This window comes from Thalassospira mesophila, assembly GCF_002115755.1.
Taxonomy (GTDB): domain Bacteria; phylum Pseudomonadota; class Alphaproteobacteria; order Rhodospirillales; family Thalassospiraceae; genus Thalassospira; species Thalassospira mesophila.
Map to the genome: position 1 here is coordinate 1 of NZ_JFKA01000044.1, position 1,170 is coordinate 1,170.

The window sequence follows — 1,170 nt, forward strand, 5'->3', positions numbered from 1 at the left end:
GATTTGGCAAAATACCGCGACCCCACCCACCGAGTTTCCCGATGAAGCAGATGACCTTCGCCGACGCCGAGTACGCTGGCAAGCGCAAGCAAACCCGCAAGGAGTTGTTCCTGATCGAGATGGATCGGGTGGTGCCGTGGAAGGGCTTGATTGCTTTGATCGAGCCACATTATCCGAAAGGTGAAGGTGGCCGTCCGGCCTACCCGTTGATGGCGATGCTGCGTGTGCATCTGCTGCAGAACTGGTTCGGCTACAGCGATCCAGCGATGGAGGAAGCGCTGTACGAAACCACGATCCTGCGCCAGTTTGCCGGGCTGAACCTGGAGCGCATCCCCGACGAAACCACCATTCTCAACTTCCGCCGCTTGCTGGAGAAACACGAGCTGGCGGCCGGCATCCTCGCTGTCATCAATGGCTATCTGGGCGACCGCGGCCTGTCGCTGCGCCAGGGCACCATCGTCGATGCAACGCTGATCAATGCGCCCAGTTCGACCAAGAACAAGGACGGCAAGCGCGACCCGGAAATGCACCAGACCAAGAAGGGAAACCAGTATTATTTTGGCATGAAGGCCCACATCGGCGCCGATGACGAATCGGGTCTGGTGCACAGCGTAGTGGGCACGGCGGCCAATGTGGCGGATGTCACCCAGGTGGACAAATTGCTGCATGGCGACGAAAACGTGGTCTGCGCCGATGCAGGCTACACCGGTGTCGAAAAGCGGCCCGAGCATGAAGGACGTGAAGTTATCTGGCAGGTGGCGGCACGCCGCAGCACCTACAAAAAACTCGATAAGCGCAGCGTGCTGTACAAAGCCAAGCGCAAGATTGAAAAGGCCAAGGCTCAGGTGCGCGCCAAGGTCGAGCATCCGTTCCGGGTAATCAAGCGCCAGTTCGGTTACACCAAGGTGCGCTTTCGCGGCTTGGCCAAAAACACGGCGCAACTGGTGACACTGTTCGCTCTGTCGAACCTGTGGATGGCGCGCCGACATTTACTGACGAATGCAGGAGAGGTGCGCCTGTAATGCGGGAAATGGCCACCGGAGTGGGGTCCGGGTGGCGAAAACGTAAGAAATACTCGTCGAATTGATTGTTTTTTGATCATTTGGCGAGTTTAAAAGTTGCGCTAGGTGGTATGCCGGGGAAATACATGGCTACTTCAGACCATCCCTA

The 1,170-nt window shown here is 57.6% G+C and carries 1 protein-coding gene; it reads left to right on the forward strand.

All coding sequences use genetic code 11. The features are described 5' to 3' along the window. Window positions 1-41: 41 nt before the first annotated feature. Window positions 42-1,022: an IS5-like element IS1384 family transposase gene (locus TMES_RS21930; protein WP_010466230.1), complete on the forward strand. Its 981-nt coding sequence runs from the start codon at window positions 42-44 to the stop codon at window positions 1,020-1,022. The last annotated feature ends 148 nt before the right edge of the window (window positions 1,023-1,170 follow it).